The organism is Pseudoalteromonas sp. T1lg22, assembly GCF_002964645.1.
GTDB lineage: Bacteria > Pseudomonadota > Gammaproteobacteria > Enterobacterales > Alteromonadaceae > Pseudoalteromonas.
This window is the reverse complement of the sequence record NZ_PQBY01000006.1, coordinates 14803-40883: the sequence shown is the minus strand read 5'-3', so window position 1 is coordinate 40883 and position 26081 is coordinate 14803. Positions and strand designations below refer to the sequence as shown.

Sequence of the window (26081 nt, the reverse complement as noted above, 5' to 3'; positions counted from 1 at the left end):
TGAGTATAGTTAAACGAGTCAATAACTTAAGGTTAGGCCATGGATACGATGATCGCTTTTATGGGCTTACTAATGCTGGTTGTAGTGATCGGCAGTGTGTGCGGGTTAGTCGCGCTCACACAAATAGGTGAGCTTAAGCGTCAACTGGCGCATTTACAACGGCAACTAAAGGCTGCCCCGGGTGCTATGAGCGCAGCTGCCGCTAAGGAAACACCACCCCAGACACCTCCCGAGTCCGCTACCGCGGCCAAAGACTCGGCTGTGAGTGCGACTGCAAGTGCGGCTGCAGGCGAAACTGCCAGTGCGGCTGAGAGTGCTGCCGCAAATACGGCACAGAGCACGGCAAGTATTACTACTCAGCCACCGGCAAAGCCTTCGGCAAAGCCTATGGCGGCGCCCACGCTTGAGCCTGCCGCCACATCCGTGGCTACTCCAGCATCGGAGCCGCAGGAAGCGGGCTATCAGGATGCAAACGATTCCATTTTACCGCCCAAAGACCCGGCAACCCCTGATCTATGGCAGCGTTTTACTGCTCAATTTAAAGAGCACTGGATGGTGTGGATAGGCGCTCTGGCGTTGGCCTTTGGTGGCATTTTCTTTGTTTCTTATTCTCTTGAGGCGGGGCTCTTGTCGGTCACCGCGCGTTTGGTGCTAGGTGCGGCTTTTGGCCTGCTGCTATTGGTCGGTGCCGAATATGTGCACCGTAAATTCTATCGCGACAGCGAGGCACAATATGCCATGATTGCCTATGTGCCGGCGGCGCTGGCGGCCGGCGGCTATATCAGTTTATTTGCGCTGACCGCCCTGGCGTTAGTGAGTTATAAACTGCTGTCCCCGGGCAGCGCCTTTGTGATGTTGACCTTGGTATCTGTGGCGGCCAGTTGGACGGCGCTGCGTTATGGCCCACTGCTGGCTATTATCGGCATGTTGGGCGCTTATAGCGTGCCTCTGTGGGTCTCGACCGGCTCCTCAAATTACCTTGAACTGGTTATTTTCTTAAGCGTGCTGACCCTGAATTTAACCTTTGTGGTGCGCAAGGTCAGGCGCATGTGGTTGTGGTACAGCATCTGGGCGCTGCACCTGTTATGGCTATTGCTTATTGCCGTGGACATCCCGCGTGAGCACGCCATGGCCATGGTTGTTTTCGTGCCCATCAGCGTGGTGCTCTTGATTATGATCCCCCGTTTGGGCTTCTCATTTTCGCAACTTGAGCACAGGGTTTGGTCGTTTAAATCTCTGGTGCTGCAAAAGCCGGATCATGCCTTGCTGCTGGTGATCTTTGCCGCCACTGTGCTCTTCTCAAGCGGTCAAGAAATGGCCGTGCTAAGCGTGCAGTTTTGGTTGCTGAGCGCCTTGTTTGCGGTTGCTGCCTTGCTGAACACCCGCTGGCAGCTGTGGCCGATACTCAGTGCTGTGTTGCTGGCGCTGTTATTGGATCAGCCTTATCCGATGAACGTTGATTTAAACCATGATGGCCTTTTGATGTTCCACGGAGCGCTGGGGCAGGCGCAAATTGCCATGGTGGCGTTTTTAGTTTACGGCTCTGTGTTTGCCAGTCGTTCACCCCGACACATGGGCTTTAGCTTTATAGCCGGTGGCGCCGTGCTGGTGCCCTTGGTGCTGGCTTATCTGGCCTTACCGCAAGTCTGGCTGGATGATGTTAAATGGTTCTGGGTAATTGAATTGTTACTGGCCGGCGCCTTCTTGGTCTTTCTTGCCAATCGCACCCGCAACAAGGTGCAGCAGATGATTTACTGGTGTGCCATCAATGCTCACCTGGCCTTTGCGGCGACTTTGGTGTTGGGCACTCATGCCTTGACCTTGGCGCTGGCGCTTCAGGTGGTGTTGATGACCTATCTGAGCAAGCGCTTTGCGCAGCCCATTCCTGCTTGGTTGCTTAAGGCCTTGGTTACTGTGGTGGCGGGGCGCCTCACCCTCTTGTGGATAGAACCATCTTATGGCAATGGGCTGAGCGAGCCTTCTTTATGGTTATATCCAAGCGTTGCGGCACTCTTTACCCTGGGTTATCGATTCTTTGCCAGTGAAGGTTTGAAACCTTGGCTGCTGGGCGTGATTTTACACGTGTTGGCACTGTGGGTAAGTGCACTGACCAGCTATGCCCTGGTGGGTCATACCATACATTTGGAAGACTTGTCGCTGCTCGAAAAGCTGGTGCTGAGCATTAACTGGGGATTACTTGGCTGCGTGTATCTGTATCGTGCCAAAGCGGCGCAAACCATGGCGCAGTACTATACCATTGGTGCTTATCTTCTGCTCGGTGCTGCGGCCTTGTTGCAAAGTCAGCTATGGCTGGAATACAACCCCTGGCTTAGCGTCGTGCCCATGGGCGAGTCCTTGCTGAGCAGTTATGCCTGGTTATACTATTTTGCGCCGGCCGGTATTGGCGCCTGGCTTGGTTATCAGCTGCGCCAGTCTCAGGCGAGCTTAAGTCGTGTGCTCTTTGGTGCCACGGGCTTTTACCTCTTTGTCGGTATCAATGCTTTGGTACGGCAATATTGGCAGGGGCCCATCATTGCCCTTTCCATGGGCGTGGAGGATGCGGAGCTCTACAGCTATTCGGTGATCTGGTTAGTGCTTGGCGCCGCCTTAGTCGCCGTGAGTTTAACGCTTAACAAGCTGATCATTCAGCGTGTCGGTGTGGCCCTATTGGCTTTGGTGATCGCCAAGGTGTTCCTGGTCGATATGGCCAACTTAACCGGGTTATTACGGGCGCTGTCCTTTATCGGTCTTGGCTTGGCTCTGGTTGGTTTAGGGGCGCTGTTTAAGTGGTTGCAACGCCAGCATATGCCGAGTGAACAGACGTCTGGATAGACAAAATTTACTTTAGCTGGCAATGCTTTCATAATAGCGCCTTGCCAGTTTATCTAAGTGGGTGTTGTGTCTCATCATTCTTTACTGACCGTGGAGCAGTTGCAGTGTCGTTTACAGGAGCGACAAGTGCTCGACGGCATCAGTTTTTCCTTGCAGCAGGGCGAGTTTATCGGCCTGCTCGGCCCCAATGGCGCCGGTAAATCAAGCTTGCTGCGCTGCATTTATCGCTATTATTCCAGCGCCGTAAATGCCGTACGCCTTGATGGTCGCTGCATTCAAGGCATGGCACCGCGAGCCTTGGCTCAGGATATGGCCGTGGTATTGCAGCAGGCGCCGAGCGATATGTCCTTGACCGTGGTCGATGTGGTGGCCTTGGGTTTGTTGCCCGGCATGGCTCTGTGGCAAAGGCCGGATAGCGAGGCGCTGGCGCGGGTACAGCAAGCCATTGCCGATGTCGGCTTGGCGGCGCAGCAGCATAAGCAACTGGCGCAACTCTCAGGTGGTGAGCAGCAGCGGGTACACATTGCCCGGGCTCTGGTACAGCGACCTAAGTTATTGATTATGGACGAACCCACCAGTCATTTAGACATAAAATACCAAATTGAATTGATGGAGTTGGTACGCTCGCTAAACCTCACTGTACTGGCTTCATTTCATGATTTAAATCTGGCGGCGGCCATGTGCGACAAGCTACTGGTACTCGATGGCGGTAAACTGGTTGCCAATGGCACCCCCAAAGCGGTGATCACCGAGTCCTTACTGAGTGATGTGTTTGGCGTCTGTACTCAGGTTGGCGTTCATCCGCAAAACCCAGAGCACTGGCCCCTGGTGCACTATTTCTACGCTGACAGGAGCCAAAAGTCATGATAAATCAGCGTAAACTCGCCATTATGGCGCTTGTTGTGATCGTGCCGCTGAGCGCCTTATGGGCGCTAAAGCTGGGGGCGGTTAATTTAAGCTGGTCGCAGTTACTGGCTGTGCTTGGCGGCGAGGGCGACCCCCTGTGGCAACAGATTATCTGGCAGCTCAGGGTACCGCGCGTGGCCTTGGCCTTTATGGCCGGGGCCGGGTTGGCTTTAGCCGGCGCCATGCTGCAAACCGTGACCCGCAACCCCTTGGCCGATCCTTATTTGTTTGGTATCTCCTCCGGGGCGGCGCTGGGCGTGGTGGTGGCTATGACTGTGCTTGGCGTCAGTGCCGGTATTATGTTGACCCTCAGCGCCTTTATCGGTGCCATGCTGGCCACCGCCTTGTTGCTATCCGTGGCTTTATCGCTGCGTTATATGCAAAACTCCATCATGGTGCTGTGCGGTGTGGCTCTGTCTTTCGGCTTTAGCGCCCTCACCAGTTTATTGCTGTATTTTAGCGAACCCCAGGCGATCAGCGCCGTGGTGTTTTGGACCCTGGGCAGCTTTGCCCGCGCCAATCTCGCCATGCTGTTGCCCATCGCCTTGTTGTTACTGATTGTGCTGGCACTGGTGGTGGTGCTGCGCCGCGCCCTAAACGCCCTCTTGTTGGGCGATGAAAGTGCCCATACCCTGGGTGTGAATGTGCCCATGCTGCGTATTATTATGTTGCTGCTCAGTGCCCTGATCACCGCGGTATTGGTGAGTGTGTGCGGCGGTATAGGCTTTGTCGGTTTAATGATCCCGCATTTGGTGCGCCTCAGTGGGCGTTTTAGCAGCACCCAAATCTATCCGTTAAGCTTTGTTTGCGGCGGTCTGTTTATGCTCTGGGTGGATGTATTGGCCCGCACCATGATGACCAATCAGGAGTTGCCCATAGGGGTGATCACCGCATCTCTTGGCAGCGCTTTTTTCTTTGCCTTGTTATACACACAGCAGCGTCAACACCAATAGAGAAATAAGAGCCCCGCAACCAGGCGGGGCTCTCGGGCTCAGTTGCGCTTGGCGCGGCGACGAAGGGTCACGAATCCTGCAAGTAACAGCAGCCAATACATGTTGAACGCGCCACTGCTGATCTTACGTTTAGGTGGCTCAACCACCTCCACCGTCACCTTGGCCGTCGCCTGGGCACCAAACTCATCGGCAATCACATAGTCGATGGTGGCGATGCCACGAAACTCATCCATAGGCGTAAAGTTCAGGCTGTAGTCGGCGTTAATTGTCACTTCTCCCTGTGCACTGCTGGCCTCAACCACTCTAATGCTACGTCCCTCGGGATCGCTGTCGTTGCTAAGCACATTCAGGGTGACCCTGGTGCGATACCAGGTTTCGGCCTCGTCATCATTGGCAATTGGCGCCTGATTGGCGGCTATGTTCACCTGTACCTTGGCGCTGTGTGTATTGCCCTGGCTGTCTGCAATGCTGTAGAGCAGGGTATCCATGCCCAGGTACTGACTCGGGGTGCGATAGAGTATCTGATTATCGAGGATCTCCGCCTGACCCAGAGTGCTTTCCACATTGAGTAGTTGCAGCTCGTCGCCATCGGCATCGGTGTCGTTACTCAGCACATCCAATGACGTATCGCTGTTTTTTGGCACCCGATAGACATCATCATTGGCTATTGGCGCCTGGTTGCCCGACACGCTCAGGGCTATCACTCCGGGGTCGTCTATATAGCCGTTAACCATGCCGTCACCGTCGTTGGCGCCTCCATCTTCAATAGTGAGTTGCACGCACCAGTGGCCAATATTCAGTCCGCTTTGCCATTGCTCGCTGCCCGGCGCTGGACAATAGCCGCGGCTTCCTAAGGCCGAGGCCACCGCATTACCCTCATCGAGATGTAAGTCCTGCCATTGTGAGGAAACGTACTTGCGGTACTGGGCATTGCCCGGCAGCGGCTGATGCTGGGGCAACACGAGATTGACGCTGCTGCCCTGAGTCGCTAGTGCCGATACCACCACGCCATAGAGGGTGCCGACATGGCGCTTGTCTGGGTCCGGGCTGAGAGCTTCTGGGTTTAACTGCGCACCGGCCTGGGCACTGTCGGCATAGGGACTGCTGTGCAGGCAGGTTCCCGGCTCACTGGCGAGGATAAAGTCTTGCTCCTGACCCGCCACCGCCGCCATTAGATGGCATGGGCGCAGGGCATCCAGGTGGTCGCTGACGCCATCGCCATCCTGATCGATAAAACCTTCCTCCTGATCCGGCAGTAAGTCACCGTCGCTGTCGCCGTTATCAAGCGGCGGCAAGGTGGCGCGAATATCCAATTGCCCCTGTACTGTGGTGCTCAATGCCGGAGTGCCATTGTCACTGACCGTCACTGTGACCTTATACACCCCCTCGACAAGGGTGTCGGCGGCCAGGGTCACATCGGCACTGTGGGCATCGCTGAGAGTCAGGGCCGGCTCCAGTTGCCAGGTGTAGGTGTGACTATCGCCATGATTGGCATCTGTCACCTGGGCATGTAACCGAATGTCCTCATCCAGGCGATACAAGGTACGGACTTGCTGTCCTTGCTGTGCCTTAATGCTAACCCCGGGGGCAAGATTGGCTTCGCTGATGGTGACCTTGTGTTCACCGCGCTCGCCAAGGTTACTTTGCTCCGAGAGGGTGATAAGTATGGTTTCATCGCCTTCATCCAAGTTGTCATCGTAAATATCCATGCTCAGGGTACTGTGCTCGGAATGAAATACCAGCTCACCGTCGACCAGGGAGTGATCGCTGTTGTCACTGCTACCGCCGACACTGTAGGGCACCACCAAGGGGTAACTGGGCGCAGAGCCGCTCAGGTAGGCATGAACCTTATGACTGCCGCCTTCACTGGCAGTACTGTCGGCAGCGAAACTGATCTGCGGATGGACGCGGACATGCTGAGCTGCAAGTGCGCTGCGGCCCTCATCATCCGTGGCTTGCCAATAGACCTTGTGTTCACCCGAGGTGAAGTACACAGGGTTATCAAGCAACTGAACTGGAATTGACTGCCCAACGCTGTCTTGTGCCGTGGCGATACCTAAATTCACCTTGGTATAGAGCCCCGTAGCATTTGCTTCCACATCGGCAGGCACCGTCAGTTGCGGCGTATCCGCTGGTAACTCTCCCGAGAGGGTAAAGTGCACAGTGGCACTGTCTGCCGCTCCGGCTTTGTCGACCACGCGATAGTTTAGTGCCACGGTTTCATTAAGCCCGGCTATGGGGGTATACATCAGGCCATTATCATTGATGCTGACCCCGCCTAGCTCGGCGTTAGCGGAGGTGATGGTCAGTTGATCGTCGGCATCTGGGTCGCTGTCATTGGCTAGAACGTCGAGGAAATAGCTCCCCGAGTCGGCACGGGCCAAGGTAATAACATCATCTTCCGCCACGGGCGCATCGTTTTCGCCGCTGACTGTGATCAGTATGCTGGTTGGCTGGCTTTGCAAGCTACCGTCACTGGCGATCAGAGTGACACTGTCCTGGCCATTAAAATTGGCATCCGGCGTATAGCTCAGTGTGATGCCGTTTATAGTGACCTGACCATGTGCCGGCTCGACACTGACGCTTAATTCGACGGCTTGCGGGGTTTCGTCACTAATATCCAGCTCGGCCATGAGCGTCGTATCTTCCTCTGTGCTCAGGCTGGTGGTATTGATAACAGGTGCCAGGTTCTCATCATCCTTGATGCTAATAATGACTTGTTGCGTTGCGTTCTCGATAGCCCCGCCACTGAGGGAAGTGATATCGACAATAATGGTTTCTTCGTCTTCGGTAAGAGCGTCATCGATGGCGGTAATGGCTATGCCCGCCGAGCTTGTTAAAGCGCCAATGGTAATACTCGGCGAGCGACTGTAATCCGTGTCCACCGCGGCGGTGCCGCTGTAACTTAAGGTGACGAGGATATTTTCCGGCCATTGATTATTCAGGCTATTACCTATGCTGGCGGTGAGCTGCGCCGAGCCGCCGGCTTCGTCTATGCTGCTGGTGTCACTGCTTAGGCTAATGGCTGGTAGGTTGGCATAAATGGCATCGTTCGCCTGGCTGATGGGCGTGGTATAGCTGCTTTGGTTATTTAAGCCATCGGCCAGCACCAGGTTCACCGGCACATCGGCGCTTGCGGCAATATTCTGGCCGCCATCATCAATAGTAAACTCGGCACTGTAGTTACCACCGCCTAAATCGCTAAAGCCGTTTAAGGCATAGCCGTTCACCGTACCCAAAACCAGGCTGGCGCCCGGTTCGGAGGCGTTAATACTGACACTGACCGTATCACCGACCTTATGCGCCGTATCGGCGATACTCAGGGTATTGATGACGGGCCCTGCTAAATCAAGCTGATACGTCTCGCCCCCGGTAAAGGCCGGGGTATAACCGTTGTTGCCATTCCCATTGCCTAGGGCGTCGGTAATATCCGATTCGCCTTCAGGTCTAAGCGCAAGGAGCCACCGCCCGCCAGGTTATTGACCGTAACCGTGACACTGCTGCCACTGGATGCCGATACCGTGGCTAGGGTGCCGCTGGCATCGCCACTGAGGGTGGTCAGGGTGAAATCATCGCTGGAAATATTTTGTGCGTGACTGTCAAAGCTTACCAGGTAGCTGATTTGTGTGGCATTGGCCGGGGGAGTACCAACCAGTGTAATACCGGTGACTCGCGGCGGTATGGTATCCAAGGCGGTGATCGCGGTGCTGTTGGTAGTGGCCAAGCCTCCCGATGAGGCCTGCAGGTTAAAGACTTCCGAATCCGCTCCGGCGGGGCTGTAGGTTAATTGCAAGTTGGTGAAGGTGGCCGCCCCTGAGCTCGGGGTGAGGGAAACCGTGCTGGCATTACCATCAATGTCGCCAGTTGCCGTCATTATGGCGGTGCCTGGGCCATTGACCTCGGCGAGCGTGATACTGGTGCTATAGCCCTGATCCACCACGTTAATTGCATCCACCGCCTGGACTACGGGCGCAGTGGTAAAGCTGGTGCTTTGCCATGCGGGTATCGAGGTGGGGGCGGGCTCGGTGCTAAACACCAGTTTAGTGGCCACCACATCGGCAATAACGGCATTGGCGTTGACACTGGGTAGGTCACTGCCAACGCCGTCTTGGTCATTGGCCGTTAACGTAAAGGCTTGTTGGTCGGCGGTGGCGGTATAGGTCAGGCCGCTGAAGGTGGCGATACCACTGCTGGCGCTGGCGCTGGCGTTAGTGAGCATACCGGCCGAGCCTTCGCTCAGGGTAATGGTTTCACTAAAGTCGGTATCCGTATTGCCAAATGCGTCGGAGGCTGTCACAACGGGCTGTGTCATAAGCGCACTGCCCGAGACACTGCCCGCCGGCTGAGTGCTAAAGCGCAGCTGGGTGGCCAAGACCTCTATGGGTGACCCGGTACCATTGTTGATTAGGCTGGTGGCCCCCATGCGTGTACCTGCACCTAAGGTGACATCGGTATCGCCATCAATGCTCAGCAGGTAGGCATGTTTTTCAGTCAGGTTCGTATTGTTATTGAAATAACCGTTGATGGTATAGATTTCATTGTCGCCATCGGCAATTGATATATTCAACCCGGAAAATGTGATCACGTCAGCGAGGGCATTGTACACACCTGTGACGTTATTCGCGTCAGGCCCACTTAATCGCCAGGTCACGTTGTCGCGTTCAGGGTCGCTGGAGGTGCCAGCGACCTGCACCCGGATAGCCGACACAGCCATGGCCAGATTATCGCCACCGCCGCCATCGCTTAAGGTGAAATCGAAGAGGTTAACCGCTTCGCCGCTGGTATCGACCGTGGTGAACAGGGCGACCGGTTCAATTACGCCATCCGCGGCGCTTAAATTACCATCGCTGTTAGCCGCTAACACGGTGACGGTTATATCCTGGTTCGCCGAGGTGCCGCCATCGCCGTCATTGACCGTCACACGTACATTTCGAGCTCCCGTGGTGGGGCTGACTGAGTCGGTATTTTCATAGCTGAGGGCCCGTAACAGGGTTTGTACTCTGGCTGGGGTGGCGTTGGCGTTGAAGTTGGCGGTAAAGTCGTTGCCGGCGGCGATATTATTCGCGAGCGTGCCGATCACTGTCCCCGACACCGACAGATTACTGCCGGCCGTGGGGCCCGACAGGGATACTGCGCCCGAGGTATCGACACTGAGCAGATCCTCGGCGGCATCTTCTCCTGAGGTAATGGTGGCACTGAGGTTACCGCCACTAAAATCCGAGCTGTCAGCGTCGCTGACCGTAGCATTGCTGCCTTGGTCTAGGAGTGTCGCACTGCCGGGGTAAGTATTGAGGCTATCGCCATTTAGGTTGGCGATGCTTGGCGCGCTGTTGGAGGGCGTAGTATTGAATTCTATTACGCCAAAAGAAGTTGAGTTAGGTACGCAGTTAGTTCCGGTTACTCTAAATGAGGAGATGTTTGTAGTATTTCCTCCCAAATTGAGGGTGTGTTGCCCGGTAGTGAATTCCGTGCTGGCGTAAATAGTACTACCTGAGTTATTTGTCACTTCAATACGGCAAGAGTTATAAACATCTAACTTTAGGGAATTTAGATTAAAATTTGTGTAACTAGCTGATTTTGTAAACTCTATGTGCCCTGTAGCCGTAGGGGGAGCAGGATAGCTTAACGTATAAAGAGACTGGGTCGTGCTGTATTGATGAATATAAGTACCGCTTGGCCCGCTTGCTACTAAGTTACCATTGGCTGAGGTTTCTGTTGTGCCGCATTCCCCATTGGTTGGTAGCTCATCGGGGCAAAAGTCATCGGCAACATAGGTTGCCAGCACATCACTAAAATCCTGCAGAGTCAGGGCATCAAACGGCGATTCGCTGTCGATATCGCCCTGAACGATTTCCAACTGCCAGTCGCCACCCTTATCGCTGGCTCCGGTTAGGTCATTTGATGCTGCGATGTCGGCACCGGTATGGGCGCTGAGGAGTTCTATAAACTCAATACCTTGTTCGCCTTGGGCCAGATTACAGTTATAAAAACGAATGTCGGCGCCGGCGCTCAGTTTAGCACCGAGGCGTTTGATATCGGCCACATAATCATTGAGGCTGGCGGCACTGATTTGTTGTTGGCCAACATGAATTTTTCCCTGTGAGCCATGGCTTACCCAATGTAAGGCATCGAGGCTTTTATAGGCAGCCAGCTTGCTATTAAGCTGGGCAAATATCGGCGTCTGATCATCAATTTCGATCACTTCTATGCCCGGTTTTAGGGCCTTGTAAAAGGTCGACTTATCAGGCAGTGAGGCATCTATGATCATTACTTCCTGGCTGAGCTGTCCTGCTTTTAACTCGATTCCAGAGTGGTTTGGCAGGGCAGTGGGGGAGGCGGTTTTTGTGCCTTGCATCAGGCTTAAATCTGCTGGTGGCAGCGGCTTTTTGTTGCCTAGCATCTTACTGGCATTAAAAGCCCTGTGCCTCTCCTGGCCCAGCGTGTGTGATGCCGGTGGCGTGTGCCGCTGTTGTTGCGTACGAATATAACCGCCGTAGGCCCCGGCTAAGGTGGGGAGTGCGCTCAGGCCCAAGGGCATCAGCAAGGCGGCGGCCTTATTGAGTTTAAAATGATGCATAGGTGTCTCCTTGGGGGGCTGTGGCGCAGATAAGACTGGCTTGTGTGCCCGATGTGTCTTGCCAAAATGCCATGTCACTGTATTTGTTGAATAACTCGGGTGGCAAAATGCTGCGCCTTGGGGTGAATTTGACTTCTTTTTTGACCGTATGCAGGCCTTTGACGCCAATATTGCTATCGAATTCACCTTCTTCATATTCCACATGATTAAAGTCGTGGTCGAACGTAGGCAAGTCTAAAAACTGGTAGAGCAGCTCCATGGTGCGCGCCGGATGCTGGGTAAGTAAGTCGTAATCCACTAGCAATAAGCGCTGCGAATATTCGCCATAGTAGGCTTCTTTCAAGGCCGTCCAGGCACTGCCGAACACCCCCTGATGATGGGCCATGGACTCGCAGCGGGTATATACGGTTTGCCGGCTTTGCGGGGAATACATGCGACTGTAGTCAAAGGGGTTTTTACGATAGATGCACTCAAAGCTGTCCATCACCCAGGCAGGGTTGCGAACACAGCAGATCACCTTAAAATCGTCAAACAGCTCTACCAGCTGATGCATACGTGCCGTCCAGATACGATTGGTATCGAAGATCACCTGCTTATCGGCGTGTTCGCTGTAGTAACTATTCACCAGGCTTTGGCACAGGGCGCGGCGTTTTTGCTCGCTAAAAAAAGGGGCGAACTCACTGCCGGCACCGATTTGCTCTAAACACCCGGCCATCAGTGGGGCCACCGGGCTACTCATGGCGGCATGATAGGCGGGGTTTTGTCTTAATAAACCGGCCAACAGTGTGGAGCCAGAGCGGGGCAAGCCTGAAATAAAATGATACTGCGTCATTGTTGTTGTTCCTACCTTTATAAACGCAAAAGGGTGGCGCCTTTTGACGCCACCGAGTTACTTCCTGTTGATAAAACAGTCTAGCTTCTGGATGGATAAATGCCCTCTAACGCCATGGAGTAATTAACCCCCAGGCTAGGCTGGCTGATATTAAAGGCCTGGCTATTGCCCGGGCTCTGTACCGGGGCGGTGCCGCTGAGGGTGACACCCCCTAGTGCGACCTCGGTGGCGCTGTTGCTGGGGGCATAGATTTTTTCCGGGGTATCACTGCGGCTATCGCCGGCTACGGTCGTTGCAAGCACATAGCCAGCTTGCGGCGTTTCCGTGGTGCCGCCATCCGTAGTGGCGCTCAGGGTTCCCGTTACGCCGTTAAGGTTAGCCTCGGCGGTATGAGCTGGAAGCTCGTTCACCGATAAGATATGTGTTTCCGCACCGCGTTTTTGGCCCATGGTCCAAGGCGTAAGGCCCGGTCCTGAGCCTTGGCTCACCGCTGTTCTGCCACGCAAATCGGGCAGCGCAAAGTTAGTGCGACCGTCACCGCCAAAGTTGGTGCCTACTAACGAGAAGAGCGCAGTGTACTCAGTGATAGGCAGCAATTGCCCATCACAGGTGGCCCAGTTTCTTGGTGCAAAGTTAAAACCAAAGGGCTGAATTTGAGCGATAAAGGGGTCCATGTAGTTGTCCTTATACTTGCTGTTGTAATGGGTGCGGTGGGCGTTGCAGCTGCTCACCGGCATCGAGGTAAATTAATTGTGCTAAACGTTCGGCGCTCATAACGCCTAATTCGCAGGCGACAATATCCAGGCGAATACAACCATCCTGCGTATTGACGACCAGTCCCTGCGTCGAGGAAATCATCACTATGGTGCCCGGTGCCGTGCCATAGCCCGGGTAATCGGCCAGGCTGACTTGAATAAGCTCAACCGCCATACCTTTAATATTGAGCAGCACCCGGCCATAGTGACCGTTATGAGCGCGTGTGAGCGCCTCAATTTGCGCCCCGGTGAGGGCATTAAAATCCAGTGTGATAAATTCCGGCGCAGCACTTGTTTGATCTGCTTTTTGTCCCTTTGGCGGCGGTGCGACTGTAGCGGTTGTGAGCTGGTGAAAAAACTGTTCCAGGCTGCTAAGAGCCAGATAAGCGAAGCGCTGAACCAAACTGGCATAAGTATCTTGACCGCCAAGGGGCAGCGGCAGCTGCAGCAGAATGTCGCCACTATCGAGGTGCTCATTCATGGCATGCCAGGTCAGGGCACTGTATGTTTCTTGGTTGCGCAGCTGCCAATAGATGGGGTCCCTTCCCCCGTAAGCGGGCAATGGAGACGCATGGCAGTTATAAATTCCTAACCTGTAGTGTTCGAGGACCGGTTGCGGTAATAAATGACTAAAGCCCAGGCACAGGGCAAGCTCGGCGTTAAAGTGCGGTAAGTGGCTGGGAATTAAATGCAGCTTCTCCTTGCATACCACTTCAAAGGGAATGCCATTGGCTTGCAGCTGATTCAACAGCTGCAGCAAGGGCTCTTGTCTGTGCCCCAATGTTTGCGGGTCCGGGGTGATCACCCCGACAAGCTGCTCAGTGGCAAATAGCGCCTCAATACAGGGCCAGGCAAACAGGCTGCTGGCATACACAAGAGTCCTAGGTTGTTCCTTCATTGCCTATTCCTTAATGACCAAAAAGCCGGGAAGACCGCTTAAACTGTAGTAAAACTTCAGGGTGTCGCCAGAATTTGCCAAGGTGTCATCCGCTTGCGGGTCGCTTGGGATAAAGTTGATGCAGACACTGAGATCTGGAAGCGGATGGGTGATCCCCGAGTCATACAACCCGAGTCGCTCATCGGCGAACAAGCTGATCTGGGTGTACAGACTCAGGGTTTGTTTATTGGCATGCTCGGCGAGCTGAGGCAGAACCAAGGTAGCGGCACCAAGCAGTGCTTGTTGTTCAATCTGGCTAGGAGCTATGGCCCTGAGGCTTTGTGCCGTGATCGACATGACCACGCCGAGCTCGGTGCGTTGTTGGCTAATGGCCCTTAATTTTTCACTGAGTTGTTGGGCACTGAGACCCTCATTGCGCCACTGTTCCACATACTCAAGCTGGGCTATATTGAGCATGGCGTGAACATCGACCTGCTGCGGAATAAGGTAACCATTGTTACTTAACTGCTGAGCAAAATGATGGGCAATGGCGAAGTGTCCTTCCCGACTAAAGCCATGTTGCATGGCCTCGACAATGACCAGATCGAAGAGCATAGGGGCGTTATAAGCACAGGCATCACCACAATACATTTGCTGTATGTATTCTTGCAGCCCCAACTCGGTGATCAGCTTATGCAGTGAGGCGATGGCCCCGGGTTGAATATCGATAAGGGTGATGCGCAACCGCTCGCCGCTTATGCCCTGGCGTTGATAGTGACTCAACAGTGGCAACAATAAAGGAGCAAAGGGGCCGCAGGCAGGATAGGCGATAAAGATTTTTTCCTGGCCGCCACCAAATAAGGCGGTGATAGCCTTGTCTATGGCGCGCATATAGGCGCTCACCCGTAAACCATCTTTAATGGTGTGAATACAGTGATCTGGTGCCATTACCAGGCCGTGTTTACTGATAAACTGTTGGCTGCGTTCGGCTTTAGCAATATCGGCGTGTTGATAAACGGCGTTATAGGCCGTAAAAAGCGAATTAAAAAGCGGGGTAACCAGCTCGCGGCTTGGTTTATGTGCTTGCAAAATGGTGGCAGCGGTGCCGGCGTTAAGTGTTTGGAGTTCTTTTTTTGTAAGTGTTGGTAAAACTTGGGTGCTGAGCTGTTGCTTTAGTAAACTACGTTGTTGCTGGTGGGCAAACAAGCCGGCAACGCTGCCGTCACAAAGGTGAGTTTGGTTGCAATTGGCTATGGATTGTTGATCTTTATAGGCGTGCATGACAAGGTTCCGTTTATTGCCCTTTAGTCAAGCCTAGTCGCGAGTTGTGGGATTGCCACTATTTGTAATCAGATGAAATATTTCACTTAATAATAAAGACTTAGTTCTCACAACTTTGATGCTCGACGTCCTTATATTGGCGACGGGAGATAAGTTGGGCATCTTGGTCATTGCAATATTGTCAGTATTCTCGCAAGTAAAAATGTGCGTTGTGAATGGGTATAATGGGTGCGGTATAGAGCCGACAGGCATAAACAATAAAACGAGCCCCTGTCGGGGTGTGATAATCGCACCTTGATATCAGTAATCTAATTTAGTTCATGGAGTCGTGGCATGACGGATAAAAATGCGCAGCATCAAAAGCGCCAACAAAAAGTAAAGGCCGAAGTGGATAAGCGTATTGAGCAGGCGCAAACGGAGCAGGGCATATTGCAGGTGATCACCGGCAATGGCAAAGGCAAGTCGACCTCCGGCTTTGGTACCGTGGCACGCTGTGTCGGTCATGGGCAAAAAGCGGCGGTAGTACAGTTTATTAAGGGTCTTTGGGAGTGTGGCGAGCGCAACCTGCTGGAGCAGGTGGGTGTGCCTTTTGCGGTAATGAAAACCGGCTTTACCTGGGAAACGCAAAACCGTGAGGCCGACACTCAGGCGGCGCAGGCAACCTGGCAACAGGCCAAGCAATTTCTCGCCGACGAGAGCCTAGATCTGGTCCTGCTCGATGAGCTCACTTATATGCTGACCTATGACTATATCGATTTAGACGAGGTACTGGAGGCGCTGGCAAATCGACCGAAAATGCAATCTGTGATCGTCACCGGGCGTGGTGCCCACCGTCGTTTAGTGGAGCTTGCCGACACCGTCAGTGAGGTGCGCAATGTGAAACACGCCTTCGATGCCGGGATTAAGGCACGCGCAGGGTTTGATTACTAATGGGCATCTCTCGCTGGTTAGCGACCTTTACGGCGCTCTTTTTTGCCAGTGTGGCTGCAAGTACGAGTGCAAGTACGGCTGCAAGTGCGGGTGCAAGTGCGGCTGCAAGTGAAGAGCCTACGGCGGTACAGCAGCGTATTGTCGCCCTCTCTCCCCATATAGTGGAAAACCTCTATGCCATAGGCGCCGGCGAGCATCTAGTGGCCAGCGTCGATCATGCTGACTACCCGGAGCAGGCCAAGGCCTTGTCTCGTGTTGGCGGCTATTACGGGGTGCAAATAGAGAAAATACTGGCATTAAAACCCACCTTGGTAGTGGTGTGGCAAGGCGGCAATAAGGCCGCCGATGTGGAAACCCTGGAACGCTTAGGGGTGCCCTTGTATATCAGTAACATACAAGGGGTGGAGGACATTGCCACCGAGTTGCGACAACTAGGAAAGCTCACCGGTAATGTGTCTCAGAGCGAGCGGGTGGCCGCACAATTTGAGCAAGGTTATCAGCGCTTGCAACAAGATTATCGGCGCAGTGAGGGGCAAAAGCCCAAGGTGTTTTATCAACTTTGGTCGGCGCCCATGATGACGGTCAATAACAACACCTTGATTGGCAAGGCGATTACCCTGTGTGGCGGCGAGAATGCCTTCGCCGATAACAGCACCGACTATCCGCAGATCAGTGTCGAAAATGTTGCTCTGGCGCAGCCGGATATTATTGTTTTAAGCAGTGAAAAAAATGCCGCCGAACAAACCCAGCAGTGGCAACAATGGGGCATGATCCCGGCGGTACAAAATAAGGCGATCCGCGCCATCGACGCCGATTTGCTGCATCGCTACAGCACCCGAATACTCGATGGCATTAGCAAACTATGCCTGGCTATTAATTCGTAATAAGGTGTTTTTAGCTTTTTCAGTTTCTTACAAGCCCAGCCCAACACGCTGGGCTTTTTTGTTTTCTTCCTCCTGGCAAGACCCTGCACCTGTCTTTTTGCTCGAATAAAATCGATCCTTTGTGCATCCGCGAAAATCATTTATACTGTATTTATATACAGTATTTTGAGGTGGTGTGGATGAACACAACTTTAGCAGCGATGCACCATCAAGGACTGATCTTCAGCGCCAATCAAGACCGGGGCGCTGAGCAGCAAGAAAGCGAGGCGGTGCTTAGCAGTGGTTTTTCGGCCCTGGATCGGCTGCTTGGTGGCGGCTGGCCGCAGAGCGGGGTGATCCACCTTAGCAGCGAGCCGGCCATAGGCGAATTTACCCTGCTACAGGGGGCGTTGGTGAAGGCGCGCGAGCAAGGCCTGGTGGTGCTCATTAATCCGCCGGCAGAGCCCTGTATCCAATGGTTGCTTGCCCAAGGTGTTGCTCCTGCCCGCTTACTGATTTTACGCCCGCAAAGTACGGCGCATGCGCTGTGGGCCGCAGAGCAATGCTGTCGCAGCAGCAGTTGTGCCCTGGTGTGGTTGTGGCATCAAGGTCTGTCTTTTACTCAGGCGCGGCGCTTTAGCCTGGCGTGTCAGCAATCGCAGGCGCTTTTGGTGCTTGTGGATTATCAGTGTCAAAGCGCAGCCTTACCGGTGCAAATCAGTATGCGATTGCAACAGCGGCAACAAGGCTTGCAGCTTGTTTTATTGCGTCAGCAAGGGCGTTTTGCCCGTGGCGAGGTGACCTTGAGTAAGGTGCAGCTCTGGCCCTTTCTCCGCCATAGCCACAAACAAATGGCGTCATCTTTGACACAGCTGCAACCGGCTGCCCAGCATTACGAGGTAGGGTAAATGTATTTGGCTGTGTATTGTGCGCACTTGCAATTGCAGCGTCGGCAGTTGCAGGAGCCTGCGGTCTTGGTGGCCAAAGAGCATGTGGTGCAAGTAAATGCTGCGGCGCAGCGTCTGGGTGTGCGCTTGGGTATGGGCCTGGCCAGTGCCGCGGCGCTGTGCGCCACCTTACAAGTGTATCCCTACGAGCCTGAGCTGGAGCGGCAATTATTGCAGGAGCTCGCGGCGCACTGCTATCAAGTCTGTGGCGACATCATCCTAGCCGGCAGTGATTGTTTGATTGTGGTGGCCACCAGTATGCGGGCTCTCTATCCCAGTACAGAGCAGCTTTTTGGCGCCTTAGCGCCGGTCATTCGTGCCTTTGTGCCGCATTTTTACTATGCCTCGGGAGAGAGCATGGAGGCGGCGGAGCTCTTGGCCCGCGAGCAACTGAACTTTATCAGTGATGAGGCAAGCGTCTGTCGCCAGCATCTTGCCCGCGTTGAGGTGACGGATCTCTTACTCGCAGTCGAACATAAGCAGCAATTGGCGCGCTTAGGCATTGAGCGGGTCGAGCAGCTCCTAGCCCTGCCCATGAGTCAGCTGCGCCAGCGCTTTCATTATGAGGTGGTGGATTATTTAACCCGTCTACAGGGGCAACTGCCCCATGCGGGCCTGGCGAAAAAGTCCGGGTATTATCGCTTTTACCAGCCAACCCAGAGCTTTAGTGAAAGCCGGGAGCTGAATTTTGAAAACGATAACAGTGAGCGTCTGTTGCGGCCCTTAACTCAGTTGTGTGAGTGTTTGTGTCGTTATCTGCGCCAGCATCAATTGCATACTCAACGCCTGGTTTTTAGTCTTTTTTTTCGCGAGCAAGCGGCACTGGAACTCTGCTTAGACAGTGTTGAGCCACAAGGACAGCTGGCTCCCTGGCAGGCCTTGTTGGAAATTAAGCTGGCGGCTTTAGTGCTGCCGGCGCCGGTCATTGCCATACGTTTGCAGTGCGAGGAATTTGTCAGCGCCGACGGTCACAGCGAAAACCTTTTTGCCAAGCGCCAGCAGGGGCTGGCAAAGCAACAACTGCTGAGTTTGCTTAACGCCCGTTTAGGGCCGCAGCATTGCTATCGTCTGCAACCGGGGCGGGCGCATATCCCCGAATTTACTCAGGTGCAGGAGGCCACCTTGCATCCTTATCAAGATGGGCTGCCCGCATCACCGCAGGCCCTCTTGCGACCCAACTTTATGATCGAACCCACCCCCTTACAGGAGCAACTTTGTTTACTGCGCGGCCCGGAGAGGATCCAAAGTCATTGGTGGCAGCAAGCGCAGTTAGAGCGCGATTACTATATCGGTGAAAACAGTCGAGGCCAGTTGTGCTGGGTGTTTAGGGATAAACACAAGGGCTGGTTTATTCAGGGGTATTTTGCCTGATGGCCGGCACGTACAGTGAATTATTTTGTCAAAGTAATTTCAGCTTTTTAACCGGGGCCTCACACCCGGAAGAGCTGGTAGGCAGGGCCGCGGAGCTGGGTTACAGCGCCCTGGCCTTATGTGATGAATGTTCGGTGGCGGGGGTGGTCAGGGCCCATAGCCACATCAAGGCGCAGCAATTGCCCATTAAGCTGATCGTTGGTAGTTACCTTTGCTACGAGGAATTAGAGCTGGTGGTGTTGTGCCCCACCAAGTCGGCGTACAGCCAGCTCTGTCGGGTGATCACCAATGCCCGCAGGCGCTGTGAAAAAGGGCGCTATCAACTCAGTGAATGGGATTTAAAAACCCTGAAGGGCTGCATCCTGATCTGGCTCGTACATGGGCGCAGCGAAGCAGCGAAAACGGCGGATAAAGAGTGGGGGCCCTGGTTGCAACGCCATTATGGCGAACAGCTTTACTTAGGTGTGCGCCGTGAGCTCAATGGCTTTGAACCTGAGCAATTGGCCTATATACGCACCCTGAGCGAGCAATGGCAGATAAGCGAAGTGGCGCTCGGTGCCGTGCTAATGCACACGCCGGAGCGCCTGCCTTTACAGCATGTGCTCAGCGCCATTAAGCAAGGGCAAACCGTGTCTTCGCTAGGACAGAGCCTGTTAGCCAATGCCGAGCGGGCTTTGCGCCCTTTGGACAAATTAGCAAAGCTGTTTAGTCCGGCCCAGTTGGCAACCAGTGAGCAGATTGCGCAAAGTTGCACCTTTAATCTGGATGAGCTCAGTTATCAGTACCCCTATGAACTGGTGCCGCAAGGTCTAAGCGCCAGCGAACATCTTAAATCTCTGGTAGAACAAGGGGCGCGGAAGCGTTTTAAGGGGGCGGCGCCGCCGGCGATCCAAGCCACCATAGACAAAGAGCTCGCGCTTATTGCCGAGCAAGGCTATGAGCCCTTCTTTTTGACTATTCACGATATAGTGCAATTCGCCAAACGTCGCGATATCTTGTACCAGGGACGGGGCTCTGCGGCGAACTCTGTGGTCTGCTATTGCCTGGAAATTACCGCCGTCGATCCCAGACAGATCGATGTTTTGTTCGAGCGCTTTATCTCCAAAGAGCGCAACGAGCCGCCGGATATTGATGTCGACTTTGAACACCAAAGGCGCGAGGAGGTGTTCCAATACATTTATCAAAAATATGGTCGGCAGCGCGCCGCCCTGGCCGCGACCGTGATCACCTATCGCTTAAAAAGTGCTATGCGCGATGTGGGCAAGGCCCTTGGCTTTAGCGACACTCAGCTCGATTATTATATTAAGCAGCTTAATCGCCGCCACGGCGGTGGGCAATGGCAGGCGCAGCTGATCCAACTCGGCCTGGATCCTGAGGCAACCATTAACCGGCATTTTTTCCGTTTGGTGGATGAAATAAAGGGCTTTCCCCGGCATCTGTCACAGCATGTGGGTGGCTTTGTGATCTCCGAAGGACCGCTGCATGAGCTGGTGCCCGTTGAGAATGCCGCCATGCTTGAGCGCACCGTGATCCAGTGGGATAAAGACGATCTGGAGAGTTTAAAACTGCTTAAGGTGGATGTGCTGGCCTTGGGTATGTTGAGCGCTATTCAACGCAGTTTTAAGCTTTTGGAAAAGCACTATCAGCACAGTATTAGCATTGCCGATATTACTCGCCTGGGGGATGACCCTCAGGTATATGCCATGTTGCAAAAGGCCGATACCGTGGGCGTGTTTCAAATTGAATCGCGGGCGCAAATGAGCATGCTGCCACGCCTGAAGCCGCGTTGTTATTACGACCTGGTGATCCAAATCGCCATTGTGCGTCCCGGGCCGATTCAAGGGGACATGGTGCATCCCTATTTACGCCGTCGTGACGGAGATGAAGCGGTGGAGTACCCCTCCAAGCAGGTAGAGCAGGTATTAAAGCGCACTTTGGGAGTGCCCATTTTCCAGGAGCAGGTGATCAAGGTGGCCATGGTTGCTGCTGGGTTTAGTGGGGGCGAGGCCGATCAACTGCGCCGCGCCATGGCCAAGTGGAAACGCGACGGTGAGCTGACCCAGTTCAAACAAAAGCTGATCGATGGCATGCTGCAGCGTGGTTATGACTATCAGTTTGCCGAGCGTATCTATCAGCAAATTTGTGGTTTTGGCGAGTATGGCTTTCCCGAGTCCCACTCCGCCAGTTTCGCGGTATTGGCCTATGTGTCGGCCTATTTAAAATACTATTATCCTGAGGTGTTTTTCTGTGCCTTGGCAAACAGCTTACCCATGGGCTTTTATTCCCTCGACCAATTGGTTCAGGATGCTCGGCGTCACAATATCAACATACTGGCCGTAGACGTAAATCACTCCCTCTGGGAGCATCAAGTCATACGCCAGGGCGAGCATGTTGCCGTGCGTTTGGGTTTTTGCTGTATCAAGGGCTTTAGCGCGGCAAGTGCAGATAAGCTGATTGCGCAGCGCCCTACGTCGGGCTATCGCAGCATTAGCGAGCTTTACCATCATGGTTTACAAGAAGGGGAGCTGGAAACGCTGGCCAGCAGCAACGCCCTGGCGGCCATTGCCAAGGACAGGTTTAACAGCCGCTGGCAAATTATGGATAAACAGCAGCGTTTGCCCCTCTTTGCCGACGATGAAAGCATTATGGAGGAAGCGGCGGTCTTGGCGGCGCCCAGCGGCATCCAGGATACCTTGGAAGACTACGCCAGTATGGGCGTTAATATGGGAGCGCATCCATTAACCTATTTACGTCAACAAGGCTTGTTTACCCGTGCCAAGAAAGCCAGCGAATTAAGCCAATGCCGTAATGGCGCCAGTGTCACCATTGCCGGTTTGGTCACCGGGCGTCAGTCGCCGGGCAGGGCCGCGGGGGTGACCTTTTTAACCCTGGAAGATGACACCGGCAATATCAATGTGGTGGTGTGGCTGGCCACCGCCAAGGCGCAGCAAAAAGCGTTTTTAACGGCTCGCCTGCTGGAGGTTAAAGGTGTGGTGGAGCATCATAAAGGGGTGGTGCATGTGATTGCTGGGCGTTTAATCGACCACAGTGATAAATTACCGGCTTTAATTCTAAAGAGTCGATTTTTTCATTAGTAATAAAAATGACTTTCGTTTTATTTATTTTAAATTTTTATGTATTAGATAAAAAAATATCATTTTTTTAGGGCTGTGAAAAAAATTCAATCCCTGTTTAAATAAGCTCAACCTTAGCCAATAGGCAAACGCGCCGTTTAAGCGTACAATAGCGGCCTTTCATATCGACAATCACGTTGCACCTAGGAGACAGCATGTTAGAACGTAACATGAACATTGCAGACTTTGACCCAGAATTAGCTAATGCGATGAACGCAGAAGTAGCTCGCCAAGAAGAGCACATCGAGCTTATCGCATCAGAAAACTACTGTAGCCCTCGCGTACTTGAAGCACAGGGTTCACAGCTAACTAACAAATATGCAGAAGGCTACCCAGGTAAGCGTTACTACGGTGGTTGTGAGCATGTTGACGTGGTTGAGCAACTGGCTATTGACCGTGCGAACGAGCTATTCGGCACCGAGTATGCAAACGTACAGCCGCACGCGGGTTCACAAGCAAACGCCGCTGTTTTCCAAGCGCTTCTTCAGCCGCACGATACCGTACTAGGCATGAGCCTGGCACACGGTGGTCACTTGACTCACGGTGCACACGTAAACTTCTCAGGTAAAATGTACAACGCTATTCAGTACGGCCTAAACGAAGCAACCGGTGAAATCGATTACGATCAGGTTGAAGCGCTAGCGCTTGAGCACAAGCCAAAAATGATCATCGGTGGTTTCTCTGCTTACTCAGGTATCGTTGACTGGAAACGTTTTCGTGAAATCGCTGACAAAGTAGGTGCTTACCTGTTTGTTGATATGGCTCACGTTGCTGGCCTTATCGCCGCTGGTGTATACCCAAGCCCAGTGCCTTACGCGCACGTGGTAACAACCACTACGCACAAGACGCTTGCTGGTCCTCGTGGTGGTCTAATCGTTTCTAACTGTGGTGACGAAGAGATCTACAAAAAGCTAAACAGCGCCGTATTCCCAGGTGGCCAAGGTGGTCCTCTATGTCACGTAATCGCGGCTAAAGCGGTTGCTTTCAAAGAAGCGCTACAGCCTGAATTTAAAGCATACCAGCAGCAGGTTGTTGCTAATGCTCAAGCCATGGTTGAAGTGCTACAAGAGCGCGGTTACAAGGTAGTTTCGGGCAAAACCGACAACCACTTGTTCCTTCTTGACCTGATCGACAAAGACATCACAGGTAAAGATGCCGATGCTGCCCTTGGCAATGCCAACATCACGGTAAACAAGAACTCGGTACCAAACGATCCGCGTTCACCGTTCGTAACTTCTGGTCTACGTATCGGTTCTCCGGCTATCACTCGCCGTGGTTTCAAAGAAGCCGAAGCGAAAGAGCTAGCTGGTTGGATCTGTGACGTACTAGACAATATCGAAAGCACTGATGTTCAGGCACAAGTGAAAGAAAAAGTGAAAGCAATTTGCGCTAAGTTCCCTGTTTACGCATAACAGTGTGAAATAGCTATTACACAAACATTTGTGTATGATAAAGGCCGCAATTTTTGCGGCCTTTTCGTGTTTATGGGGTGCTAATGTGCACAGTAAACACGATGCAGTAGCTTGCGGCCTTTTTGTTATCTACAGGAACCCCATTCACTATGCATTGTCCTTTCTGCAGCGCTAAAGACACCAAGGTAATTGACTCACGTCTGGTCGGTGGTGGCCACCAGGTTCGTCGTCGTCGCGAATGCAATGACTGTCACGAACGTTTTACCACCTTTGAAGGGGCGGAATTAGTGATGCCACGGGTGATCAAGCGTGATGGTTCCCGTGAGCCCTTTAATGAAGACAAGTTGCAAAATGGCCTGCATCGCGCCCTCGAACGTCGACCAGTAAAAACAGAACAAATCGATGAGGTGGTGCATCAAATTAAATCGCAAATTCGCGCCACTGGCGAGCGTGAAGTCAGCTCGCAACTGATAGGCGAATGCATTATGGAAGCGTTGAAGGGTCTGGATAAGGTCGCTTATGTGCGCTTTGCTTCTGTCTATCGCTCGTTTGAAGATATCCGTGAATTCGGTGAAGAAATCGCCCGCCTAGGAGACTAAGATGATCTTCAGTGCGGACGATAAGCGTTATATGCGCCGGGCCATTGAGCTGGCGTATCTAGGTCGATTCACCACCACACCCAATCCCAATGTCGGCTGTGTGCTGGTTAAAGATGGTCAGATTATCGGTGAAGGTTTTCACCAACAAGCGGGGACAGCACATGCTGAGGTGCATGCACTTGCGGCGGCCGGTGACAAGGCCGAAGGCGCTACCGCTTATGTAACCCTGGAGCCCTGCAGCCATACCGGCCGTACCGGTCCCTGTGCTGGCGCCCTGATCAAGGCCAAGGTGGCAAAAGTCATTTGTGCCATGCAAGACCCTAATCCACAGGTCAGTGGTCGCGGCATGAAGATGCTGGCCGAGGCGGGCATAGCAGTCGCATCTGGTTTGCTTGGCGATGAAGCTGAAAAGCTAAACCTCGGCTTTTTAAAGCGCATGCGCACCGGGCGCCCTTATGTTACCTGTAAGCTGGCCGCCAGCCTGGACGGTAAAACCGCCCTGGCCAATGGTGAGAGTAAATGGATCACCGGCCCCGAGGCACGTAAAGATGTGCAGGCGTTTCGCGCCCAGCACTGTGCCATTTTAAGTGGCGCCGATACCGTGCTGGTGGATGACGCTAAGCTCAATGTGCGTTTGGACGACACGCAACTGGCCGAGTATGTGCTGCCGGAGGTGCGCCAGCCGCTGCGGGTGATCTTAGATAGCCGTTATCGGCTGACCCCGGATTTAGCGCTTTTTCAACAGCCCGGCGAGATATTATTAGTGCGCTCACGCACAGCCAGTGTGACGCGCAAAGAGCTTGATAAACAGTCCGTGTGGCCCAACAATGTAACCGAGTTGATGTGCGAAGGCCTTGAAAATGGGCAGGTTAATCTCGACGCCTTGCTGGCGGAGCTGGCGCAGCGCGAGATTAACTCAGTTTGGCTGGAGGCGGGGGCGACCCTGGCCGGTGCCATGGCGCAGCAGCAACTTATTGATAGCTACATTGTTTATATTGCGCCAAAATTAATGGGCAGTGATGCCAAAGGCTTGTTAACTATGGGCCCCTTTACGGCCATGACTCAAGTGCCAACCCTGCACTTTAGCGATATGACCCCAGTTGGTGAGGATATTCGCCTTACCTTAGAACAACTTAGAGTAGAATAGCCATGTTTACAGGCATTATTGAAGCAACGGGCACGCTCAGCTCCCTGACCTTGGTTGATGGCGACTTAAGCGTGCGCGTACAAAGTGACAACTTGGACATGAGTGACGTCGCGCTTGGCGACAGTATCGCTACCAATGGCGTCTGTTTGACCGTTACTGAAAAATTCAGCGATGGTTTTAGTGCCGATGTCTCAAAAGAGACCTTGTCACTGACGCGTTTTGCGCATTATCAGCGCGGCCAGCGGGTCAATTTAGAAAAGGCTCTGCAGCCGATTTCACGCCTGGGCGGGCACCTGGTTTCCGGCCATGTGGATGGCATTGCCGAGGTGGTAAAAGTCAGCCCTAATGCCCGCGCCATCGACTATTGGCTAGCGGCGCCGGAAGCGCTGATGAAATATATTCCCTACAAGGGCTCGGTGTGCATCGACGGCGCCAGTTTGACCGTTAATGAAATCGACGGCAACCAGTTTAAATTAACCATAGTGCCGCACACACTGGCACAAACCACGATCGCCGAATTTCAGGTTGGCACTAAGGTCAATCTCGAGGTCGATCAAATAGCGCGTTACTTGGAGCGCCTAATTCAAGGGGCGCAAGCTCCGAAAGCAGAATCAACAGTAACCGAAAGCCTGCTGGTGCAGGCCGGATTTATCAAATAACACATA

Annotated in this window: 18 protein-coding genes; 12 read left to right on the top strand and 6 right to left on the bottom strand. The window is 53.5% G+C overall.

Going from position 1 to position 26081, the window contains the following annotated elements; genetic code table 11:
- The first annotated feature begins 39 nt into the window (after positions 1–39).
- From C2M24_RS02400 to C2M24_RS02390, 3 genes are all read left to right on the top strand, one after another.
- Positions 40–2832 carry a DUF2339 domain-containing protein gene (locus C2M24_RS02400; RefSeq protein ID WP_105213198.1) on the top strand — a complete coding sequence of 931 codons (2793 nt, stop codon included), beginning with the start codon at positions 40–42 and terminating at the stop codon, positions 2830–2832.
- Between the two features lie 66 nt (positions 2833–2898).
- Entirely contained in the window at positions 2899–3699 is an 801-nt protein-coding gene (locus C2M24_RS02395; RefSeq protein ID WP_233999485.1) for an ABC transporter ATP-binding protein, read from the top strand.
- On the top strand, positions 3696–4691 hold the full coding sequence (locus tag C2M24_RS02390) for a FecCD family ABC transporter permease (RefSeq protein ID WP_105213196.1): 996 nt from the start codon (positions 3696–3698) through the stop codon (positions 4689–4691). Before C2M24_RS02395 ends, C2M24_RS02390 begins: the two co-directional genes overlap by 4 nt.
- A gap of 38 nt (positions 4692–4729) precedes the next feature.
- On the opposite strand, the gene C2M24_RS02385 is transcribed toward C2M24_RS02390, so the two are convergent.
- The 6 genes from C2M24_RS02385 to C2M24_RS02360 form a co-directional block, all read right to left on the bottom strand.
- Entirely contained in the window at positions 4730–7921 is a 3192-nt protein-coding gene (locus C2M24_RS02385; protein ID WP_105213195.1) for an Ig-like domain-containing protein, read from the bottom strand.
- Between the two features lie 182 nt (positions 7922–8103).
- A complete protein-coding gene (locus C2M24_RS02380; RefSeq protein WP_105213194.1) occupies positions 8104–11268 on the bottom strand; it encodes a DUF4347 domain-containing protein in 3165 nt (1054 codons plus the stop codon).
- Positions 11255–12100: a sulfotransferase family protein gene (locus tag C2M24_RS02375; protein ID WP_105213193.1), complete on the bottom strand. Its 846-nt coding sequence runs from the start codon at positions 12098–12100 to the stop codon at positions 11255–11257. The genes C2M24_RS02380 and C2M24_RS02375 overlap by 14 nt, the downstream gene beginning before the upstream one ends.
- A gap of 80 nt (positions 12101–12180) precedes the next feature.
- Positions 12181–12774 (bottom strand): phage tail protein, encoded by a 594-nt coding sequence (locus C2M24_RS02370; protein WP_105199723.1) that lies wholly within the window; start codon positions 12772–12774, stop codon positions 12181–12183.
- Positions 12775–12784: 10 nt separating this feature from the next.
- Complete coding sequence (locus C2M24_RS02365; RefSeq protein WP_105213192.1) at positions 12785–13753, bottom strand: formyltransferase family protein; 969 nt, start codon at positions 13751–13753, stop codon at positions 12785–12787.
- A 3-nt stretch (positions 13754–13756) separates the two neighbouring features.
- Positions 13757–15013 (bottom strand): hypothetical protein, encoded by a 1257-nt coding sequence (locus C2M24_RS02360; RefSeq protein ID WP_105199725.1) that lies wholly within the window; start codon positions 15011–15013, stop codon positions 13757–13759.
- Positions 15014–15346: 333 nt separating this feature from the next.
- Between C2M24_RS02360 and cobO the strand changes: the two genes are divergently transcribed.
- From cobO to C2M24_RS02315, 9 genes are all read left to right on the top strand, one after another.
- Entirely contained in the window at positions 15347–15943 is a 597-nt protein-coding gene (cobO, locus tag C2M24_RS02355) for a cob(I)yrinic acid a,c-diamide adenosyltransferase (protein WP_105199726.1), read from the top strand.
- On the top strand, positions 15943–16827 hold the full coding sequence (locus C2M24_RS02350; protein WP_105213191.1) for a cobalamin-binding protein: 885 nt from the start codon (positions 15943–15945) through the stop codon (positions 16825–16827). The genes cobO and C2M24_RS02350 overlap by 1 nt, the downstream gene beginning before the upstream one ends.
- 179 nt (positions 16828–17006) lie before the next feature.
- The gene (locus tag C2M24_RS02345) at positions 17007–17714 is read left to right on the top strand and encodes a hypothetical protein (protein WP_105213190.1); all 708 of its coding nucleotides are present in this window, start codon (positions 17007–17009) and stop codon (positions 17712–17714) included.
- The gene (locus C2M24_RS02340) at positions 17715–19124 is read left to right on the top strand and encodes a Y-family DNA polymerase (RefSeq protein WP_105213189.1); all 1410 of its coding nucleotides are present in this window, start codon (positions 17715–17717) and stop codon (positions 19122–19124) included.
- A complete protein-coding gene (locus tag C2M24_RS02335) occupies positions 19124–22219 on the top strand; it encodes an error-prone DNA polymerase (protein ID WP_105213188.1) in 3096 nt (1031 codons plus the stop codon). Before C2M24_RS02340 ends, C2M24_RS02335 begins: the two co-directional genes overlap by 1 nt.
- 194 nt (positions 22220–22413) lie before the next feature.
- Complete coding sequence (gene glyA, locus C2M24_RS02330; RefSeq protein ID WP_105199731.1) at positions 22414–23670, top strand: serine hydroxymethyltransferase; 1257 nt, start codon at positions 22414–22416, stop codon at positions 23668–23670.
- 149 nt (positions 23671–23819) lie between these two features.
- On the top strand, positions 23820–24269 hold the full coding sequence (gene nrdR, locus C2M24_RS02325) for a transcriptional regulator NrdR (RefSeq protein WP_105199732.1): 450 nt from the start codon (positions 23820–23822) through the stop codon (positions 24267–24269).
- Position 24270: 1 nt separating this feature from the next.
- Positions 24271–25416, top strand: coding sequence for a bifunctional diaminohydroxyphosphoribosylaminopyrimidine deaminase/5-amino-6-(5-phosphoribosylamino)uracil reductase RibD (gene ribD / locus C2M24_RS02320; protein ID WP_105213187.1), 1146 nt, complete (start codon positions 24271–24273; stop codon positions 25414–25416).
- A gap of 2 nt (positions 25417–25418) precedes the next feature.
- On the top strand, positions 25419–26075 hold the full coding sequence (locus tag C2M24_RS02315; RefSeq protein ID WP_105199734.1) for a riboflavin synthase: 657 nt from the start codon (positions 25419–25421) through the stop codon (positions 26073–26075).
- Positions 26076–26081 lie beyond the last annotated feature (6 nt).

What these genes read in the sequence shown, in the direction of transcription:
- C2M24_RS02350 (WP_105213191.1), top strand. Translation starts at nt 15,943, where the DNA reads ATGGGCATCTCTCGCTGGTTAGCGACCTTTACGGCGCTCTTTTTTGCC.
- cobO (WP_105199726.1), top strand. Translation starts at nt 15,347, where the DNA reads ATGACGGATAAAAATGCGCAGCATCAAAAGCGCCAACAAAAAGTAAAG.
- C2M24_RS02400 (WP_105213198.1), top strand. Translation starts at nt 40, where the DNA reads ATGGATACGATGATCGCTTTTATGGGCTTACTAATGCTGGTTGTAGTG.
- nrdR (WP_105199732.1), top strand. Translation starts at nt 23,820, where the DNA reads ATGCATTGTCCTTTCTGCAGCGCTAAAGACACCAAGGTAATTGACTCA.
- C2M24_RS02370 (WP_105199723.1), bottom strand. Translation starts at nt 12,774, where the DNA reads ATGGACCCCTTTATCGCTCAAATTCAGCCCTTTGGTTTTAACTTTGCA.
- ribD (WP_105213187.1), top strand. Translation starts at nt 24,271, where the DNA reads ATGATCTTCAGTGCGGACGATAAGCGTTATATGCGCCGGGCCATTGAG.
- C2M24_RS02335 (WP_105213188.1), top strand. Translation starts at nt 19,124, where the DNA reads ATGGCCGGCACGTACAGTGAATTATTTTGTCAAAGTAATTTCAGCTTT.
- C2M24_RS02390 (WP_105213196.1), top strand. Translation starts at nt 3,696, where the DNA reads ATGATAAATCAGCGTAAACTCGCCATTATGGCGCTTGTTGTGATCGTG.
- C2M24_RS02380 (WP_105213194.1), bottom strand. Translation starts at nt 11,268, where the DNA reads ATGCATCATTTTAAACTCAATAAGGCCGCCGCCTTGCTGATGCCCTTG.
- C2M24_RS02360 (WP_105199725.1), bottom strand. Translation starts at nt 15,013, where the DNA reads ATGCACGCCTATAAAGATCAACAATCCATAGCCAATTGCAACCAAACT.
- glyA (WP_105199731.1), top strand. Translation starts at nt 22,414, where the DNA reads ATGTTAGAACGTAACATGAACATTGCAGACTTTGACCCAGAATTAGCT.
- C2M24_RS02340 (WP_105213189.1), top strand. Translation starts at nt 17,715, where the DNA reads ATGTATTTGGCTGTGTATTGTGCGCACTTGCAATTGCAGCGTCGGCAG.
- C2M24_RS02375 (WP_105213193.1), bottom strand. Translation starts at nt 12,100, where the DNA reads ATGACGCAGTATCATTTTATTTCAGGCTTGCCCCGCTCTGGCTCCACA.
- C2M24_RS02315 (WP_105199734.1), top strand. Translation starts at nt 25,419, where the DNA reads ATGTTTACAGGCATTATTGAAGCAACGGGCACGCTCAGCTCCCTGACC.
- C2M24_RS02345 (WP_105213190.1), top strand. Translation starts at nt 17,007, where the DNA reads ATGAACACAACTTTAGCAGCGATGCACCATCAAGGACTGATCTTCAGC.
- C2M24_RS02365 (WP_105213192.1), bottom strand. Translation starts at nt 13,753, where the DNA reads ATGAAGGAACAACCTAGGACTCTTGTGTATGCCAGCAGCCTGTTTGCC.